The sequence below is a fragment of the Streptomyces sp. NPDC002564 genome, from assembly GCF_042889645.1.
Classification (GTDB): domain Bacteria; phylum Actinomycetota; class Actinomycetes; order Streptomycetales; family Streptomycetaceae; genus Streptomyces.
In genome coordinates this window covers 29,446-45,742 of sequence record NZ_JBIARE010000005.1, presented here as the reverse complement: position 1 = coordinate 45,742, position 16,297 = coordinate 29,446, and the positions used below count along the sequence as shown (strand labels likewise).

Annotated in this window: 17 protein-coding genes; 7 read left to right on the top strand and 10 right to left on the bottom strand. The window is 73.2% G+C overall.

Annotation, left to right across the window (positions count from 1 at the left end; all coding sequences use genetic code 11):
- Positions 1-73 precede the first annotated feature (73 nt).
- Positions 74-547, top strand: coding sequence for a hypothetical protein (locus ACFYXE_RS18980; protein WP_389313745.1), 474 nt, complete (start codon positions 74-76; stop codon positions 545-547).
- A gap of 307 nt (positions 548-854) precedes the next feature.
- Here ACFYXE_RS18980 and ACFYXE_RS18975 read toward each other — a convergent pair whose 3' ends face one another.
- The 7 genes from ACFYXE_RS18975 to ACFYXE_RS18945 all read right to left on the bottom strand — a co-directional run bounded on the left by ACFYXE_RS18975 (position 855) and on the right by ACFYXE_RS18945 (position 7,125).
- Positions 855-1,343 (bottom strand): hypothetical protein, encoded by a 489-nt coding sequence (locus tag ACFYXE_RS18975; protein ID WP_389313743.1) that lies wholly within the window; start codon positions 1,341-1,343, stop codon positions 855-857.
- A 302-nt stretch (positions 1,344-1,645) separates the two neighbouring features.
- Complete coding sequence (gene ung / locus ACFYXE_RS18970; protein ID WP_361173507.1) at positions 1,646-2,329, bottom strand: uracil-DNA glycosylase; 684 nt, start codon at positions 2,327-2,329, stop codon at positions 1,646-1,648.
- 173 nt (positions 2,330-2,502) lie between these two features.
- Positions 2,503-4,110, bottom strand: a complete 1,608-nt coding sequence (locus ACFYXE_RS18965) for an ABC transporter substrate-binding protein (RefSeq protein WP_389313740.1) — start codon at positions 4,108-4,110, stop codon at positions 2,503-2,505.
- Positions 4,111-4,246: 136 nt separating this feature from the next.
- The gene (locus ACFYXE_RS18960) at positions 4,247-5,002 is read right to left on the bottom strand and encodes an SDR family oxidoreductase (RefSeq protein WP_389313738.1); all 756 of its coding nucleotides are present in this window, start codon (positions 5,000-5,002) and stop codon (positions 4,247-4,249) included.
- A 17-nt stretch (positions 5,003-5,019) separates the two neighbouring features.
- Complete coding sequence (gene fabG, locus ACFYXE_RS18955) at positions 5,020-5,781, bottom strand: 3-oxoacyl-ACP reductase FabG (protein WP_361173516.1); 762 nt, start codon at positions 5,779-5,781, stop codon at positions 5,020-5,022.
- Between the two features lie 136 nt (positions 5,782-5,917).
- Positions 5,918-6,340 (bottom strand): DUF3037 domain-containing protein, encoded by a 423-nt coding sequence (locus ACFYXE_RS18950; protein ID WP_389313735.1) that lies wholly within the window; start codon positions 6,338-6,340, stop codon positions 5,918-5,920.
- Positions 6,337-7,125 carry a HipA family kinase gene (locus ACFYXE_RS18945; protein ID WP_389313733.1) on the bottom strand — a complete coding sequence of 263 codons (789 nt, stop codon included), beginning with the start codon at positions 7,123-7,125 and terminating at the stop codon, positions 6,337-6,339. Before ACFYXE_RS18945 ends, ACFYXE_RS18950 begins: the two co-directional genes overlap by 4 nt.
- A gap of 64 nt (positions 7,126-7,189) precedes the next feature.
- On the opposite strand from ACFYXE_RS18945, the gene ACFYXE_RS18940 reads away from it, so the two are divergent.
- Positions 7,190-9,325, top strand: a complete 2,136-nt coding sequence (locus tag ACFYXE_RS18940; RefSeq protein WP_389313731.1) for a prolyl oligopeptidase family serine peptidase — start codon at positions 7,190-7,192, stop codon at positions 9,323-9,325.
- Between the two features lie 32 nt (positions 9,326-9,357).
- Complete coding sequence (locus ACFYXE_RS18935) at positions 9,358-9,810, top strand: Rieske (2Fe-2S) protein (RefSeq protein ID WP_389313729.1); 453 nt, start codon at positions 9,358-9,360, stop codon at positions 9,808-9,810.
- Positions 9,811-9,831: 21 nt separating this feature from the next.
- Here ACFYXE_RS18935 and ACFYXE_RS18930 read toward each other — a convergent pair whose 3' ends face one another.
- Positions 9,832-10,476: a cysteine hydrolase gene (locus ACFYXE_RS18930; protein ID WP_389313727.1), complete on the bottom strand. Its 645-nt coding sequence runs from the start codon at positions 10,474-10,476 to the stop codon at positions 9,832-9,834.
- A 186-nt stretch (positions 10,477-10,662) separates the two neighbouring features.
- On the opposite strand from ACFYXE_RS18930, the gene ACFYXE_RS18925 reads away from it, so the two are divergent.
- Entirely contained in the window at positions 10,663-11,133 is a 471-nt protein-coding gene (locus tag ACFYXE_RS18925; RefSeq protein ID WP_389313725.1) for a pyridoxamine 5'-phosphate oxidase family protein, read from the top strand.
- 110 nt (positions 11,134-11,243) lie between these two features.
- Here ACFYXE_RS18925 and ACFYXE_RS18920 read toward each other — a convergent pair whose 3' ends face one another.
- On the bottom strand, positions 11,244-12,146 hold the full coding sequence (locus tag ACFYXE_RS18920; RefSeq protein WP_361173537.1) for a LysR family transcriptional regulator: 903 nt from the start codon (positions 12,144-12,146) through the stop codon (positions 11,244-11,246).
- A gap of 75 nt (positions 12,147-12,221) precedes the next feature.
- Here ACFYXE_RS18920 and ACFYXE_RS18915 point away from each other — a divergent pair, with 75 nt between their 5' ends.
- Complete coding sequence (locus tag ACFYXE_RS18915; protein WP_389313722.1) at positions 12,222-13,322, top strand: DMT family transporter; 1,101 nt, start codon at positions 12,222-12,224, stop codon at positions 13,320-13,322.
- A gap of 107 nt (positions 13,323-13,429) precedes the next feature.
- On the opposite strand, the gene ACFYXE_RS18910 is transcribed toward ACFYXE_RS18915, so the two are convergent.
- Complete coding sequence (locus ACFYXE_RS18910) at positions 13,430-14,761, bottom strand: aminotransferase class I/II-fold pyridoxal phosphate-dependent enzyme (protein WP_389313720.1); 1,332 nt, start codon at positions 14,759-14,761, stop codon at positions 13,430-13,432.
- A gap of 76 nt (positions 14,762-14,837) precedes the next feature.
- Between ACFYXE_RS18910 and ACFYXE_RS18905 the strand changes: the two genes are divergently transcribed.
- Both ACFYXE_RS18905 and ACFYXE_RS18900 read left to right on the top strand, forming a co-directional pair.
- Complete coding sequence (locus ACFYXE_RS18905; protein ID WP_389313718.1) at positions 14,838-15,542, top strand: pyridoxamine 5'-phosphate oxidase family protein; 705 nt, start codon at positions 14,838-14,840, stop codon at positions 15,540-15,542.
- A complete protein-coding gene (locus tag ACFYXE_RS18900; protein ID WP_389313716.1) occupies positions 15,542-16,183 on the top strand; it encodes an FMN-binding negative transcriptional regulator in 642 nt (213 codons plus the stop codon). The genes ACFYXE_RS18905 and ACFYXE_RS18900 overlap by 1 nt, the downstream gene beginning before the upstream one ends.
- Positions 16,184-16,297 lie beyond the last annotated feature (114 nt).

Genomic DNA, 16,297 nt, shown 5'->3' with positions numbered 1-16,297 from the left:
GCCCCTCACCCGTGCGGGGCAACCTCCCCTACTTTCCACCCCAACGCCCCTCACGCACAGCAGAGTTGCGCGGGTGCACCGATCGACGACCACCGCCGCGCTCCTCGTCTCCGTGGCCGTCTCGGCCGCCGTCTCCGGCTGCGTCAGCGTCGAGCGGCCCACCGGGGCCGGTCCCGCCGCGGCCACCGCGCCGCCGCCCGCGCCCCGCGCCGACGGGAGGAGCCGGCCGCGGGTCGTGCAGGCCCCGGCCCGCGAAGCCCTCGAACGCATGGGACCGCCCCCGCGCCCCGCCGCCCGCAGATCCGCCGCGGCCGCCCCCTCGCCCGCGCCACCCGCACCACCGGCCCGCCCGGCACCGCCGCCCTCCCGGCACACACCCGAGGCCGCCGCGCGACGCCCCGGAGCGGGGGCCGACCGACCCGCGACACCTCCGCGGACCCCCACCGTCCCGAGCGGCGCGGACGTCTGCACCCTCGGCGAGGCCTACGGCAACTGGAACCCCGACAGCCCCCAGGCCGTCATCTGCCGGGACGTGTACGGACGCTAACGCCGCAGCACGTAGACGCCTGCGCACGGACGGCCAGCACGGACGGCCAGCACGGACGCCCCCGCATGCACAAACAGCACCCAGGGACACCGGCTCACCCCACCCCCACGGACCCCGGCTCCCCCGCACGTACGGACACGGCCCCCGCCCACGCACCGGCAGCAGCATCAGCGGACGCCGAGATATCCGGCCGATGCCCCCTCACACTCCCGTGAGCAGCGGCGACACCCCCGTGGCCGCCGCTGCCCGGCTCTTTCGGGGCCCCGCCCGGCTTCCCGCCCTCCGCACCCCTCCCCCGGCACCGCCGCTACTCCTCCTCGCTGCCCTCCCCCACCTCGCCCTCCAGGCGCGCGATGGCCTCCTTGATGCCGTTGCCGTAGCCGTCGTCCTCCAGGGCGCCCACCGCGCCGCGGGCCCGGCGCAGGTGACTGCGGGCGGCTGCGGGGCGGCCCAGCTTCACGTAGTCCGCGGCGATGTTGAGGTGGAGGGAGGGGTAGAAGCCGCGGACCGTCGGCGAGGTGTGGTGTTCGTGCAGGCGCTTGTCCGTGAGCTCGTCGGCCGCCGACAACGCCCGCAAGTCCCAGGCCAGTTCGTCCGAGGGGTCCACCTGCGTGTCGGCCATGTAGTGCGCGAGCGTGCAGCGGTGCAGCGGGTCGCCGTCCTCGCCGATCTCCCCCCACAGGCCGAGGAAGCGGTCCTGCGCCTCCTCGCGGTCGCCGCCGTGGTGCAGCATGACCGCCTGCCCGATCCGCGTCATCATGGCGTCCTCCGCCGTCTGCTCCTGCTGCTCCGTCACCGGATCCTCCGTGGTCGTACGGCCATGGCCCCCATCGCTCACGACGCTAGCCGCCACCACCGACAATCCCGGTCAGGCTCGTTCGGCGGCGGTGGCGCTCGCGCGCGGCGATGGGCCAGCCCGGTGACGGGCCCTTCGCGACCCGGTGCACGGGACCCGGCCGACCGCGGCCGGTCCCGGCCACGGCGGCCCACGGCGACAGGTGCGGGCCGGATCGCGCCAACCGGCACCGCAAGGCCCGCCCGCGCGCCGGACCGCCCGACGTCCCCGACGCATCCGCCCCGTCCGCCGCCCCACCCGCGTCAGCCGATGTCGGGGATCCGCCAGTCGATCGGCTGGTGGCCCTGCGCGGCGACCGCCTCGTCGATCTGCGTGAAGGGGTGCGAGCCGAAGAACTTCTTCGCGGACAGCGGTGAGGGGTGCGCGCCCTTCACCACGACGTGCCGCTCCTCGTCGATGAGCGGGAGCTTCTTCTGGGCGTAGTTGCCCCACAGGACGAAGACGGCGGGGTCGGGGCGGTCGGCCACCGCGCGGATCACCGCGTCCGTGAACTTCTCCCAGCCCTTGCCCTTGTGCGAGTTGGCCTCGCCGGAGCGCACGGTCAGGACCGCGTTGAGCAGGAGGACGCCCTGCTCGGCCCACGGCATCAGATAGCCGTTGTCCGGCACGGGGTGGCCGAGCTCCTCCTTCATCTCCTTGTAGATGTTCCGCAGGGAGGGCGGGGTCTTCACACCGGGGCGCACCGAGAAGCACAGGCCGTGCCCCTGGCCCTCGCCGTGGTACGGGTCCTGGCCGAGGACCAGGACCTTCACCTGGTCGAACGGCGTCGCGTCGAGTGCGGCGAAGACCTCGTCACGCGGCGGGAAGACGGGTCCCCTCGCCCGCTCCTCCTCGACGAACTCGGTGAGCTCCTTGAAGTAGGGCTTCTGCAGCTCCTCGCCGAGGACTCCGCGCCAGGACGCGGGCAGCATGGCGATGTCGGTCACGTCAACAACCTCCGGTGTGCGGTCACTTCTCACCACAGAACCTACCGGCGACCACTGACAATCGACCGGCTCCCCCGCCCCGCCGCCCGGCGCCGTCCGCCCTGTGCCCGGTGACGTCCGCCCGGCGCCGTCCGCCCTGTGCCCGGTGACGTCCGCCCGGCGCCGACCGCCCGCTACCAGCTGGTCTTGCGCTGCAGCTCCCACATCATCATGATCGCCGAGGGGTCGAGGGCCCGCTCGCCGCCCGCGATCTCCTCGCTGGCCATGATGTACTGCTTGCCCTGCCACAGCGGCAGCAGCCGGACGTCGTCGACGAGGATCTCCTGGGCCCGCTCGAAGTCCTCGATCACCGCGCTCCGGTCGGCCTCCCTGCGCTCGCGGGGCAGCAGCTCGTCGGTGATCTCCTTCGACGGGTAGGGCGTGTTGAGCACGTTCCGGGGGCCGACGAACGGCGCGATGAAGTTGTCCGCGTCGGGGAAGTCGGGGAACCAGCCGCGCCCGAAGACCGGGTACTCGCCATTGCTGTAGCCCTCCTGGAACTGCGTCCAGGGGCGGCTCTTGAGCGTGATCCTGAACAGGCCCGACGCCTCCAGCTGCCGCTTGAGCTCGGCGAACTCCGACTCGGTCGCCGAGCCGTAGCGGTCGGTGGTGTACCAGAGGGTGAGCGGGACCGGCTGGTTGATGCCGGCGTCGGTGAGGATCTTCCTGGCCTTGGCCACGCTGGGGTTCCCGTAGTCGTCGAAGAAGCCGGTGGCGTGACCCGTCAGACCCCTGGGGACCATCGAGTAGAGCGGCTCGACGGTGTCCTTGTAGACCTTGTGGGCGATGGCGGCACGGTCGACGAGCTGCGCGAAGGCGCGGCGGACCGGCAGCTTCCGTACCCACGGGTCCTTGGTGTTGAACACCAGGTAGCGGATCTCGGTGCCCGAGCCCTCCACGAGCTCGATCTCCTGCTCGCGCCGGCCCTTGCCCTGCATGGTGACGATGTCCTCGGCGGCCAGGCCGCGGAACGTCACGTCGATCTGCTTGCTCTTCAGGGCGTCGACCATGGCCGCCGACTTCTTGAAGTAGCGGATGGTCACGGCGTCGTTCTTGACGTCGGCGGCGCCCTTGTACTTGTCGTTCCTGACCAGCTCCGCCTTCTCGTCGGCGGCGTACGACTTGAGGGTGTACGGCCCGGACCCGGTGATCGTGTCACCCTCGCGGAGCTGGTCCTTCGGGTACTCGCCGGGGTCGACGATCGACATGGCCGGGGTCGCGAGCACGAACGGGAAGGTCGCGTCCGCCTTCTTGAGGCGGAAGATGACGGTCCGGTCGCCCTTGGCCTCGACCTTGTCGAGCGAGCCGAGGAGCCCGGTGGGGCCGCCCTTCACGGCGATGATGCGCATCCGGTCGAAGGAGTACTTGACGGCCGCCGCGTCCAGCGGATCGCCGTCGGAGAACTGCAGCCCCTCGCGCAGCTCGCAGGTGAAGACCGTGCTGGAGCCGTCGCTGAACTTGCACGACTCCGCGGCGTCCGGCTCCGGCTCGGTGGCCCCCGAGGGAAAGCTGAGCAGGGTCTGGAAGACGTTCCGGTAGAGCTCCCAGGAGCTGTCCCACGCCTTGGCCGGGTCCAGGGTGCTCGGCGCGCTCATCGTGCCGACGGTGATCTGTTCCGCTTCGTCCGACCCGTCGGACGACAGCACCCCACAGCCCGCGAGCAGGGATATCGACGCGATCGCCGCCACCGGGCGCAGCGCCCGGGTCCGCTGGGCAGCGGGAACTTCACTGAACACGCGCACGCTCCTCGATCGGCCATGCCATGGAATCGGGAGACAATATCGCAGTGCCCCGCCGGGCCAAGTCCTGGCGCCGACAGGGCACTTGATGCGTGTATACGTCACCGAAAGCGGGGCCCCGGTGGATGTGGGGCGTTCGTCAGCCGACGCCCGCATTGAGGAAGATGCCGCCATCGACCACGAGTGTCTGACCTGTGATCCAGTCGGACTGGGCGGAGGTGAGGAACGCGGCGGCTCCCCCGATGTCCTCCGGCACGCCGAGCCGCCCGAGCGGGTAGGACGCGGCGGCCTCGGCCTCGCGGCCCTCGTACAGCGCCTGGGCGAACTTGGTCTTGACGACCGCGGGCGCGATCGAGTTGACGCGCACCTTCGGCGCGAACTCGTGCGCCAGCTGCAGGGTGAGGTTGACCATGGCGGCCTTGCTCATCCCGTACGCGCCGATGAACGGCGAGGCGGAGACGCCGGCGACGGAGGCGATGTTCACGATCGCGCCGCCGTTCTCGCTCTGCCAGGCCTTCCAGGTCTGCTGGGCGAAGCCGAGCGCCGAGACGACGTTGGTCTCGAACACCTTGCGCGCGACGTTCAGGTCGAGCTCGGCGATCGGGCCGAACACCGGGTTGGTGCCGGCGTTGTTGACGAGGAAGTCGACGCGGCCGAAGGCCTCCATCGCGCGCTCGACGGCGACCGCCTGGTGCGCCTCGTCGTGGGCCTTGCCCGGGACGCCGATGACCCGGTCGGCGCCGAGCTTCTCGACGGCCTCCTTGAGGGCGTCCTCGTTGCGGCCGGTGATGCAGACCCGGTCGCCGCGGGCGACCAGCGCCTCGGCGATGCCGTAACCGATGCCGCGGCTCGCGCCCGTGACGAGCGCGGCCCTGCCGCTGTCCTGCACAGCCATGATCTCTGCCTTCCGGGTCAGTTGAGCGGGCCGCCGGCGACGTACATGACCTGCCCCGACACGAAGCCCGCGGCGTCGCCCGTGAAGAAGGCGATGGCGTTGGCGATGTCCTCGGGGCGGCCCACGCGCTGCACCGGGATCTGGGTGGCGGCCGCGGCCTGGAAGTCCTCGAAGCCCATGCCCACGCGGTCCGCGGTGGCCTTCGTCATCTCGGTGACGATGAAGCCGGGGGCGACGGAGTTGGCGGTCACGCCGAACTTGCCGAGCTCCTTGGCGAGGGTCTTGGTGAAGCCCTGCAGACCGGCCTTGGCCGCGGCGTAGTTCACCTGGCCGCGGTTGCCGAGCGCGGAGGACGAGGAGAGGTTGACGATACGGCCGAAGCCCGCGTCCACCATGTGCTTCTGGACGGCACGGGACATCAGGAAGGCGCCGCGCAGGTGCACGTTCATGACCGTGTCCCAGTCGCCCGCGCTCATCTTGAAGAGCAGGTTGTCGCGGAGCACACCGGCGTTGTTGACGAGGATCGTCGGCGCGCCGAGCTCCTCGGCGATCCGGGCGATCGCGGCCTCGACCTGGGCCTCGTCGGACACGTCGCAGCCGACCGCGAGCGCCTTGCCGCCGGCCGCGGTGATCTGCGCGACGGTGTCCTTGCAGGCGGCCTCGTCGAGGTCGATGACGGCGACGGCGCGGCCCTCGGCCGCGAGCCGTACCGCGGTCGCCGCGCCGATGCCTCGCGCTGCGCCGGTCACGACAGCGACGCGCTGCTCACTGGTGGACATGCTGGTTCTCCTCGCCCTTGGGATGCGGCTCTACGGTACGCCCCGATGGTGAGCGACCGCTTAGTACCTTCAGCAGGACGAGACGCTAGAAGCCCTGGCACCGGGTGTCAACGGCCCACAGGAGTGCGGTGCCGCTTTACCTGACCAGCAGGTCGAGAAGGCGGTCCAGATCGGCCCCGGGATCCGCCGTCAGACCGGTGTGCACCGGGCCCGGCTGGACCACCGTGGAACGCGGCGCGATCAGCCAGCGAAAGCGCCGCCCCGCCTCGTCGCGCTCGGCCTGCCCGGCGGCGGCGCCGCCCGCGCAGATCCGCTCGACCGCGCCGAGCGCGGCCCTGATGCCCTCGACGTCGGCCGCCGGGTCCAGGGCGCGCAGCCTGGTCTCGTCGAGGTGGGTGCGGGCGGCGACGAAGGACCGGGCGCGGCAGTAGAGGATCACGCCCGCGTTGAACTGTTCGCCGCGCTCCACGCGGGGCACGACGCGCACCAGCGCGTACTCGAAGACGTCCCGCGCGGGTACGTCCCGCTCGCCCGTCGCGGATGCGTTCTGCTCGGTCACTGGGTGGCGCCCTTCGGCTCGGTCGTCGGCAGGGTGATCCGCTCGTGGACGGTGCCGGCCCGCGCCAGCAGGACCTCCACGTAGGCACGACGCACCGCGTCCGGCCCTTCGAAGCCGGGCTCGTCGGCCAGCCACACGTCGGGCACCTCGGCGCAGACCTCGGTGAGCAGCTCCTCGGTGACGCGGGGCGCGAGCTCCGCGGCGGCCGCCGCCACGTCCGGGCCGTACGGGGCGAGGACGTGGTCCGACGCGTCGTACGGCTTGGCGGCGGCGGCCCGGGCGGTGCGCCAGTTGTGATGCCAGATCATGCTCGCGCCGTGGTCGATGAGCCACAGCTCGCCCTGCCGGCGCAGCAGGTTGGGGTTGCGCCAGGAGCGGTCCACGTTGTTGATCAGGGCGTCGAACCAGACGATGCGTCCTGCCTCGTCCGGTGCCACGTCGTAGGCAAGCGGGTCGAAGCCGAGGGCGCCCGAGAGGAACTCCATGCCCAGGTTGGGTCCGCCGCTCGCCTTGAGCAGGGCCTGCACCCGCTCGTCCGGCTCGCCGAGTCCGAGCACCGGGTCGAGTCCGATCACCACGAGCCGCGGCATCCGCAGACCGAGCCTGCGGGCCAGCTCCCCGCAGATCACCTCGGCGACGAGCGTCTTGCGGCCCTGTCCCGCGCCGGTGAACTTGATGACGTACGTCTCGTACGTGCCGTGGTCCTCGGTCTCGACGAGGCCGGGCAGCGATCCGCCCTCCCGCAGGGGCGTGACGTAACGGACCGCGGTGACGTGGCTGAGCATGGGCCCAGATTACTGCCGGTCATGAGCTGTTCGATCACTCGGCCCGCTGCTTACAGTGCCCGGCATGGACTCACCTGATCTTCCTCTGCAGTTCGCGCGCACGCACCGCTTCTCGCTGGGGGTGCCGCGCGGCTTCACGGTCTCGCCGGACGGGGAGCGGGTGCTGTTCGTGCGCTCCACGGCGGGCGACGATCCGGTGGGCCGACTGTGGGTGTACGAGGACGGGGCCGAACGCATGCTGGCCGATCCGCTCGCCCTGGGCGACGGCGGTCCCCTCCCTGAGGCGGAGCGCGTGCGCCGGGAGCGCGCCCGGGAATCGGCGCAAGGAGTGGTCTCCTACTCGAGCGACCTCCACGCGCGCGTGGCGGCCTTCGCGCTGGGCGGGGCGCTCTGGGTGGTGGCGACGGACGGCGGCGCGCCGCGCCGGATCCGCACGGCGGGGCCGGTGGTCGACCCGCGCCTCTCACCGGACAGCGCCCTCGTCGCGTACGTCTGCGGCGGCGCCCTGCGGGTGGTCGGCGTCGACGGGACGGGCGACCGGGCGCTCGCGGAACCCGAGAGTCCGCAGGTCACGTACGGACTCGCCGACCATGTGGCCGCCGAGTCGATGGGCCGCGGGCGCGGTTTCTGGTGGTCGCCGCGGAGCGACGCGCTGCTGGTCGCCCGCGTCGACGCCTCGGCGGTGCAGGTGTGGTGGCTCTCCGACCCGGCCCACCCGGAGCTCGCGCCGCGCGCGGTGCGTTATCCGGCGGCGGGCACCGCGAACGCAGAAACGTCACTGCACTTGCTGCGCCTCGACGGCACCCGCACCACCGTCCGCACGCCCCTGCGGGTCTTCGGACGCCACATCGCGGGCGAGTGGACGGACGACGCCTTCGAGTACGTCCCCACGGCGGCCTGGGACGCCCACGGGCCGCTGATCACCCTGCAGACCCGCGACCAGCGCTCGGCGTACGTCATGACCGTCGACCCCGGGACCGGCGCGACCCGGCTCGTCGAGCACCTGCGCGACGGCGCGTGGCTTGACCTGCTGCCGGGCACGCCCCTGCGCCTGGCGAGCGGCCGGGTCGTGCGTCCCGGCGAGGTGCCCGGGGACACGCGCGGCCTGCACGTGGGCGACACCCTGACGCCGCGCGGCCTCCAGGTGCGCGAGGTCCTGGGCAGCACGGGCGAACGACTGTGGTTCACCGCGTCGACCGAGCCGACGGAGGTGCACGTCTACGCGTTCGACCACGCGGACCAGGAGCCCGATCCGGAGCCCGGGGCCGGACCGCTGTGCCAGCTCAGCGAGGGCCCCGGCGTGCACACGGCGGCCGTCGGCGGCGACACCGTGGTCCTGGACAGCCGGACGCCCGACGGGCACACGGTGACCGTGCTGCGCGGCGGCGAGCCGGTCGGCCGCATCGCCGTCCACGCGGAGGAACCGGTCGTGACGCCCCGGCCCCGCCATCTGACCCTCGGCGAACGGGAGCTGCGCAGCGCGCTCTACCTGCCGTCCTGGCACGAGCCGGGTTCCGGGAAGCTGCCGGTGCTGCTCTGCCCCTACGCGGGTCCGGGGCTCCAACTCGTGGTGCACGCGCGCGCGTGGTGGACGGTGGTGGCCCAGTGGTTCGCCGAACAGGGCTACGCGGTGCTCGTCACCGACGGACGCGGCACGCCCGGCCGGGGCGGGGCCTGGGCCAAGGCGGTGCACGGCGACCAGCTGACGCCCGTGCTCGACGACCAGGTGGACGCGTTGCACGCGGCCGCCGAGCGGTTCGCCGACCTCGATCTGGGCCGCGTGGGCATACGCGGCTGGTCGTTCGGCGGGTTCCTCGCGGCGGGCGCGGTCCTGCACCGGCCCGACGTCTTCCACGCGGCGGTGGCGGGCGCCGCGCCCACCGACCTGCGCCTGTACGACACGCACTGGAAGGAGCGCTATCTGGGCCACCCCGATGTGCAGGCCGACGCGTACGAGAACTGCTCGCTGGTCGCCCACGCGCACCGGCTGGAACGGCCGCTGATGCTGGTGCACGGCCTGGCCGACGACAACGTCCTGCCCGTCCACCTGCTGCGCCTGTCCTCGGCGCTGCTGGCCGCGGGCCGTCCGCACACCGTGCTGCCGCTGCCCGGCGCGAGCCACCTGGTGTCCCGCGAGGAGGTCGCCGCGAATCTGCTCCGCCTCGAACTGGATTTCCTGCAGAAGTCCTTGAACGGCTGAACACGGCGGGCCCCGGCCCCGTACCCCTGGGCATGACGACTTCCGATGAGACCCACGCGGGGCCCTGCCGCCGTACCGTCGTGGCCACGCTCGGCGCCGCCGGGCTCGCCGCCGCCCTCACCGCCTGCGGCGGCAGCGACGACAAGGACAGTGCCGAGCCCGCCGGTGAGCAGGCGGGCGACGGCGGGGACGCCGCGGGGTCGGTCCTGGCCAGGACGTCGGACATCCCCGTGGGCGGCGGCAAGATCTTCAAGGACGAGGGCGTGGTGGTCACCCAGCCGACGAAGGGCGACTTCAAGGCGTTCTCGAACAAGTGCACCCACAAGCAGTGTCCGGTGTCCAGCGTCGAGGACGGCACGATCAACTGCCCCTGCCACGGCAGCAGGTTCGCCCTGGCGGACGGCAGCGTGCAGGGCGGTCCCGCGCCGAAACCGCTGCCGTCGGCCGGGATCACGGTCTCGGGCGGCTCGATCAAGCTGGCCTAGCCGGCACCGGGGAGGTGGCCCTCAGCCGGCCCGGTAGGGCCGCTTCCAGGCGCCGAGCACCTCCTGTGCGGTGGTGATGGTGGCGACGAGCGCGAGGGTGTTGCGGATCATCGCGGGCGTGTAGTCCGCGGGGACTCCCGCGATGGCGTCGGCGGGCACGACGGCGGTGTAGCCGAGGTTCACGGCGTCGAACACGGCGTTCGGTATCGCGATGTTGGCGGAGACGCCGGTGATCAGCAGGGTGCGGCAGCCGAGGTTGCGCAGCAGCGGGTCGACGTCCGTGCCCGCCACGGGCGACAGGCCGTGCAGACGGCGGACGACGAGGTCCTCGTCGGCGACCTCGACCGGCGGGGCGATGCGGACGGCCGCGGTGCCCGAGAGCTGCTGCACGGGCAGTCGTCCGGCCGCGCGGAAGAGCCGGGCGTTGTGGTTGGCGCCGCGCCCGTCGGGCCGCCGTTCGGCGATGGCGTGCAGGACCTGGACACCGCTCTGGTGGGCGGCGGACACCAGGCGGGCGACGTTGGCCAGCGCCCCCGACGACCGTGCCTCCGCGGCGAGTTCGGGCAGCGCGCTCTCCGGTCCGACGACACCCTGCTGGCACTCGACGGTCATCAGGACCGTGCTTGCGGGGTCGAGGAGTTCCCTGAGCTGTTCGTACGACGGCATGGCTTCCCCCTGTCGCGGGCGTCCGGGACACCGGTCGCCGGGCGCCACCCGCCGGGGGCCCGGAATCCGCGCGAGGCTAACGGCCATTGCGTCACGAAGGAAGAGCCCGCATCCTTTCCTGACGCAGAGTCAGACCGGCGGTCCGGACGATCCGTTCCGCCGGATGGCCACTCGGGAGGAAGACACATGGCCGTCACGCAGCGCCGGGGCCGCAGGATCATGATGACGCCGGACGAGCTCGACGCGTTCCTCACCGCGGAGCGCACCTGCCGGGTGGCGACCGTCTCGCCGGACGGCGCGCCGCACGCCAGCACGCTCTGGTTCGCCTGGGACGGCACGTCGCTGTGGCTGTACTCGATCACCCGCAGCAAGCGCTGGGCCGACGTGCGCAAGGATCCGCGCGTCGCCGTGGTGGTCGACACGGGTGAGGACTACGGGGAGCTGCGCGGAGTGGAGCTCACGGGCACCGTGGAGTTCGTCGGCGAGGCTCCGCGTACGGGCGAGCCGTGCCCCGAACTCGACGTGCCCGAGCGACTGTTCGCCCGCAAGAACTTCGGCCTGGACGAGATGCCGCACGACGGCCGCCACGCCTGGCTGCGGCTGACGCCGGACGCGGTGGCGTCCTGGGACTTCCGGAAACTGGGCGGGATCGGGTGAATCGGATAAGGTGAGACGGGGGCGCGTGGGACGGCTGGGGGCGGCGGCGCGTGGGACGGCTCGGGGGCACCCCGTCACCCGTCACCCGTCACCGACAACACCACCCCCGGCTACCGCAGTCCGGCCCCCGCCCCCCTCAGCGCCTCCGCCGCCGCCCTGATCGACGGGCGGCGGTCCGCGTCGGCCCGCCACACCACGTACACATGGCGGCGCACCCGCTGCCGCACCGGAACCATCCGCACCCCCGCGGGCATCGGGTCGCGGCCCAACTGCGGTGCCACGCAGACACCCAGGCCCGCGGCGACCAGCGCGAGCTGGGTGTGATGCTCCTCGGCACGGTGCGCGATGCGCGGCTCGACGCCCTTGCCGCGCAGCGTGAACATCAGCCACTCGTGGCAGAACTCCCCCTCCGCCCAGGTGATCCACTCGTCGTCCGCGAACTCCTCCAGATCCACCTCGGCGCGATCGGCCAGCGGGTGCGCCGCGGGCATCGCGATGTCGGCGGGGTCGTCGAGGAGCGGGGCCTTGACGAGGCCCTCCGGGATCGGCAGCGGTTTGTTGTACCAGTCGAGGACGACCGCCATGTCGATGTCGCCGCGCACCACGGCGGCGACCGCCGGCGTCGGCTCCAACTCCTGGCAGCTCACGCGCAGTCCGGGGTGGTCGGCGCGCAGCGCGGTCAGCGTCGCGGGCAGCAGGCCGCGCAGGGCGGTGGGGAACGCGGAGATCCGCAGCTCGCCCACCGCCTTGCCGCGCTGCTCCTCCAGGTCGGCCTGGGCCAGCTCGACCTGCGAGAGGATCCGCGCGGCGTGCTCGGCGAGCAGCCGCCCGGCGTCGGTGAGGCGCACTCCCCTGCCGTTCTTGGCGAGGAGCTGCTGGCCCACCTCGCGCTCCAGCTTCGTCATCTGCTGCGAGACCGCCGACGTCGTGACGTGCAGCCCCGCGGCGGCCCCGCTGACCGAGCCGTGCCGGGCGAGGGCGTCGAGCGTTCGCAGCCGCTCCAGGTTCAACATGTAAGCGATGCTACGCGATGAGCCTCACAAAATCTCGCTTGTGCTACGAGATCGTCGAGGTCCATCGTGGGGTGCATGAGCACCCTGACCCCGCCGCCCCGATCAGCGGCGGTTCTCCCGCCCCCCGAGCAGTCCCCCGAGCAGTCCGGGGCCGGCCCCGCCACCCCCGTACGCCGCGGCACCGGCATCCCGCCCGGCCACCGCCCCGGGGCCGGGCCCCGTCCCGCGCTCGACTGGCGCGTCCGCTTCGGCATCCTCTCGCTCATCTGGGGCTTCAGCTTCCTGCTGATCAAGGTGGGCACGCAGGGGTACGCGCCGTTCCAGGTCACCCTCGGCCGCCTGGTGTTCGGCACGGCGGTGATCGGCGCGGTGCTCGCGGTGAAGCGGGAGCGGCTGCCGCGCGGGGTGCGCACCTGGCTGCACCTGACCGTGTCGGCGTTCCTGCTCAATGCCCTGCCGTTCTCGCTGTTCGCCTACGCGGAGCTGACGATCCCGTCGACGCTGGCGGGCATCTGCAACGCGACGTCGCCGCTGTGGGGCATGGCGCTCTCCCTCGTCGCGCTCTCCGAGGACCGGCCGACCCGGCGCCGCGTCGCGGGGCTCGGCATCGGGTTCCTCGGGGTGCTCACGGTGCTCGGCGCCTGGCAGGGCTTCGACGGTCTGGACCTCGGCGGTACCGCGCTGGCGCTGCTCGCCTCGCTCAGCTACCCGATCGGCTGGATCTACGTGCGCCGCACGCTGGCCGGGACGGGGCACTCGAACCTCTCGCTGTCCGGCGCGCAGTTGCTGGTCGCAACCGTCGAACTGGCGGTGGTGACACCCGTGTTCACCACCCTGCCGACGCACTTCCCCGTCGTTCCGCTGCTGGCGGTCGTGGCGCTGGGCGCCGTCGGCACGGGGGTCGCGTTCCTGTTGCAGTACGCCTTGGTCGCCGAAGTCGGCCCGACGACCGCCCAGATGGTCACGTACTTCATCCCGGTCATCGCGACCGCGGCGGGCGTGGCGGTCCTGGGCGAATCGCTCAGCTGGTCGACCCCGGTCGGCGCGGTGATCGTCCTGGCGGGAGCGGCCCTCACCCGGTCGGGGCCGCGCGGCGTTCCGCGGGGACCGCTGCCCTCCCCCACGCCCGGTCCCGAAGCCGCCCCACCGGCCGCGACACCGCCGCACCGCCCCTAGCCCGGCCCGGCCGGTCACGACGGCGACCACCTCCGCGACCGGCCCCGCCCGTCGCGGCCCGGCCGAGGCCGGTCGTCCCCGGGCCCGGCCGGCCTCGCCCCGTGCCGTCAGTCGTAGCGCCGCGACGGCGCGGGACCCGTGGCGGAGGCGATCGCGTCCGCCACGGCCACGACGTCCGTGTCGTCGAGCGCCGCGACGGTGATCCGCACCGCGGGCGGTGTGCCGAGCCGGAAGCGGGCGCCCGGCGCGACGGCCCAGCCCGCGTGCAGCAGCCGCGCCACCGCCCCGGTCTCGTCGGGCACCGGCACCCACACGTTCATGCCGCTGCGTCCGTACGCGACGACGCCCCGCTCGGCGAGCGCCCCGATCAGCCCGTCCCGCCGCCGCCCGTAGGACGCCGCCACCTGCCGGGCGTCCACCGCCCCCTCGGCCCAGAGCCGCGCGACCGCCCGCTGCTGCAGCCTGCTCACCCAGCCGGGGCCGAGGCGCTGGCGCCCCCGCACCCGGTCCACCGTGACGGGGTCGCCGGTGAGCACGGCGAGCCGCAGGTCGGGGCCGTACGCCTTGGCGGTCGAGCGGGTGAGGGCCCAGCTGCGGGTCACCCCGGCCAGCGGGTGCAGCGGCAGGTCCACGATGCCGTGACCGTGGTCGTCCTCGATGAGCAGCACGTCCTCGTGCGCGGCGAAGACCTCGCGCAGGGCACGCGCGCGTGCGGCGGTGACGGCGGCACCCGTCGGGTTCTGCGCGCGGTCGGTCACGACGGCGGCGCGGGCGCCGGAGGCCAGCGCCCGCTCCAGGTCGGCGGGCAGCGGCCCGTCGTCGTCCACGCCGACCGGGACGGCCCGCAGCCCGAGGGCGGAGACCAGGTCGAGCAGGCTGCCCCAGCCCGGGTCCTCCAGGGCCACGCCGTCGCCGGGCTTGAGGTGGGCGGCGAGCACCCGCTCGATGGCGTCGAGCGATCCGGAGGTGACGGCGAGCGGGGCGTGCGGGACACCGTCGGCGTCGAAGGCCACGCGCGCGTGGTGCTCCAGTTCCGGGTCCACCGCGCCCTCCCCGTAAAGGACCGGCCGCGCGTCGCCCTGGGCGGCCGCCGCCGCGAACGCCTCGCCGAGCGGGGGGAGCAGCTCCGGGTCCGGATTGCCCTGGGAGACGTCCCGGACGCCGGGCGGCGCGTCCACCCGGATCAGTTCGCGTGTGGTGGTGGCGGGCTTGGGGCGTACGCGGCTGCCGCGCCGGCCCGCCGTCTCGATGACGCCGCGTTCGCGCAGGGTGCGGTAGGCGGCCGCCACGGTATTGGGATTCACCCCGAGGCGTGTCGCCAACTCCCGCATGGGCGGCAGCAGTTGCCCGGGTTCGAGGCCGCCGTCACCCACCGCCCGCTCGACGCTGGCCGCAATGTCGGCTGCGCGCCGACCTTCGATCGGATACTCTCCTAGCACAAAGCAGATTATGCACTAGTGCAATAGCAGCCGCAACACGAACAGCGACATGTGCCAGCGCAGTACAGGGAGAGCCATGCAGACGACGCCGCACACCACCGACACCCCGTCGCCGGAGAGCGCCGCCTACGCACCGACCGACCGCACGATCCCCACCCGCTCCAGGGAGCGCGCGTCGTACGACCACGAGTCGGTGCACGCGATACTCGACGAGGCCTACGTGTGCCACCTCGGCTTCGTGCGCGACGGCGCCCCCGTCGTCCTGCCGACGCTCTACGGCCGGGTCGGCGACCGCCTGTACGTGCACGGCTCGACCGGCTCCCGGCCGTTGCGCATGGCCGGTGCCGCCGCCGACCGCGACCCGGGCCTCCAGGTGTGCCTGACCGTCACCCACGTCGACGGCCTGGTCCTCGCCCGCTCCGCCTTCCACCACTCGATCAACTACCGCTCCGTGGTGGTCCACGGCACCGCCCACCAGGTCACGGACCCCGAGGAGAAGCGGCTCGCCCTGGACGCGCTGGTCGACCACGTCGTGCCGGGCCGCTCCGCCGACTCCCGCCCCGCCGACACCAAGGAGCTCGCGGCGACCGCGGTGCTCCGCCTCGACCTGAACGAGGTGTCCGCGAAGGCGCGCACCGGCGGCCCCAACGACGAGCCGGAGGACATGGACCTCCCCCACTGGGCGGGCGTGGTCCCGCTCCGCAAGGGCCACGACGCCCTCATCCCGTCCGCGGACCTCGCCCCGGACATCACGGTGCCCGACTACCTGATCGAGCTGTGATGCTGATCCACCCCTGGGACGCGGCCCGCGCGGACGGCGAGTGGCAACAGTGGCTCGCCGGGCACGACTTCGGCCAGCTCGCGGTCAACGGCCTGCCCGGCGAGCCGCCGCACGTCCAGCCCCTCCACTTCGTCCACGAGCCGGACCAGGGTCCGCACGGCCGGATCCTGACCCACCTCGCGCGCCCCAACCCCGTGTGGCCCGCGCTGGAGGCCGACCCCGAGGTGCTGCTGAGCGTGGTCGACGACTACGTGTACGTGCCGGGGCCGTGGCAGGCGCCCCCGGACATCCCGGCCGAGCACGGGGTCCCGACCAGCTTCTACGCGGCCGTCCAGCTCCGCTGTACCGCCCGGATCGTCGACGACCCGGCGGAGAAGGCCGACGTCCTCAACCGCCAGGTCGACCACTTCCAGCCGGAGGGCGGCTCCGCGCGGGCGGCCGCGGGCGAGGCCCCGTACGGCCGCATGCTCTCCGGCATCCGCGCGTTGATCCTCGACGTGACGGACGTACGGGCGAAGTTCAAGTACGCGAGCCACAAGCCCGCCGAGGTGCAGGAACGCATCGCGGCGGGGCTCGCCGAGCGACAGGGCCCGCGGGACGAGGCCGCCCGCGCGCACCAGGTGCGCCGCCGCCAGGACTGAGCCTCCCGGCCACTCCGGGCGGCCCGCACGGAAAGCCCCGGCCCGGGCCACTCCGGGCGGCTCGCCCGGAAAGCCCGGGAGGGCGGTCCTCGCAGAGCGTCGTGCGAGGACCGC

Excerpts from the sequence above, each read along its gene's own strand:
- ACFYXE_RS18925 (WP_389313725.1), top strand. The coding sequence starts at position 10,663 with ATGGCCGTCACGCAGCGCCGGGGCCGCAGGATCATGATGACGCCGGAC.
- ACFYXE_RS18935 (WP_389313729.1), top strand. The coding sequence starts at position 9,358 with ATGACGACTTCCGATGAGACCCACGCGGGGCCCTGCCGCCGTACCGTC.
- ACFYXE_RS18920 (WP_361173537.1), bottom strand. The coding sequence starts at position 12,146 with ATGTTGAACCTGGAGCGGCTGCGAACGCTCGACGCCCTCGCCCGGCAC.
- ACFYXE_RS18915 (WP_389313722.1), top strand. The coding sequence starts at position 12,222 with ATGAGCACCCTGACCCCGCCGCCCCGATCAGCGGCGGTTCTCCCGCCC.
- ACFYXE_RS18900 (WP_389313716.1), top strand. The coding sequence starts at position 15,542 with ATGCTGATCCACCCCTGGGACGCGGCCCGCGCGGACGGCGAGTGGCAA.
- ACFYXE_RS18960 (WP_389313738.1), bottom strand. The coding sequence starts at position 5,002 with ATGGCTGTGCAGGACAGCGGCAGGGCCGCGCTCGTCACGGGCGCGAGC.
- ACFYXE_RS18905 (WP_389313718.1), top strand. The coding sequence starts at position 14,838 with ATGCAGACGACGCCGCACACCACCGACACCCCGTCGCCGGAGAGCGCC.
- fabG (WP_361173516.1), bottom strand. The coding sequence starts at position 5,781 with ATGTCCACCAGTGAGCAGCGCGTCGCTGTCGTGACCGGCGCAGCGCGA.
- ACFYXE_RS18945 (WP_389313733.1), bottom strand. The coding sequence starts at position 7,125 with ATGCTCAGCCACGTCACCGCGGTCCGTTACGTCACGCCCCTGCGGGAG.
- ACFYXE_RS18940 (WP_389313731.1), top strand. The coding sequence starts at position 7,190 with ATGGACTCACCTGATCTTCCTCTGCAGTTCGCGCGCACGCACCGCTTC.
- ACFYXE_RS18930 (WP_389313727.1), bottom strand. The coding sequence starts at position 10,476 with ATGCCGTCGTACGAACAGCTCAGGGAACTCCTCGACCCCGCAAGCACG.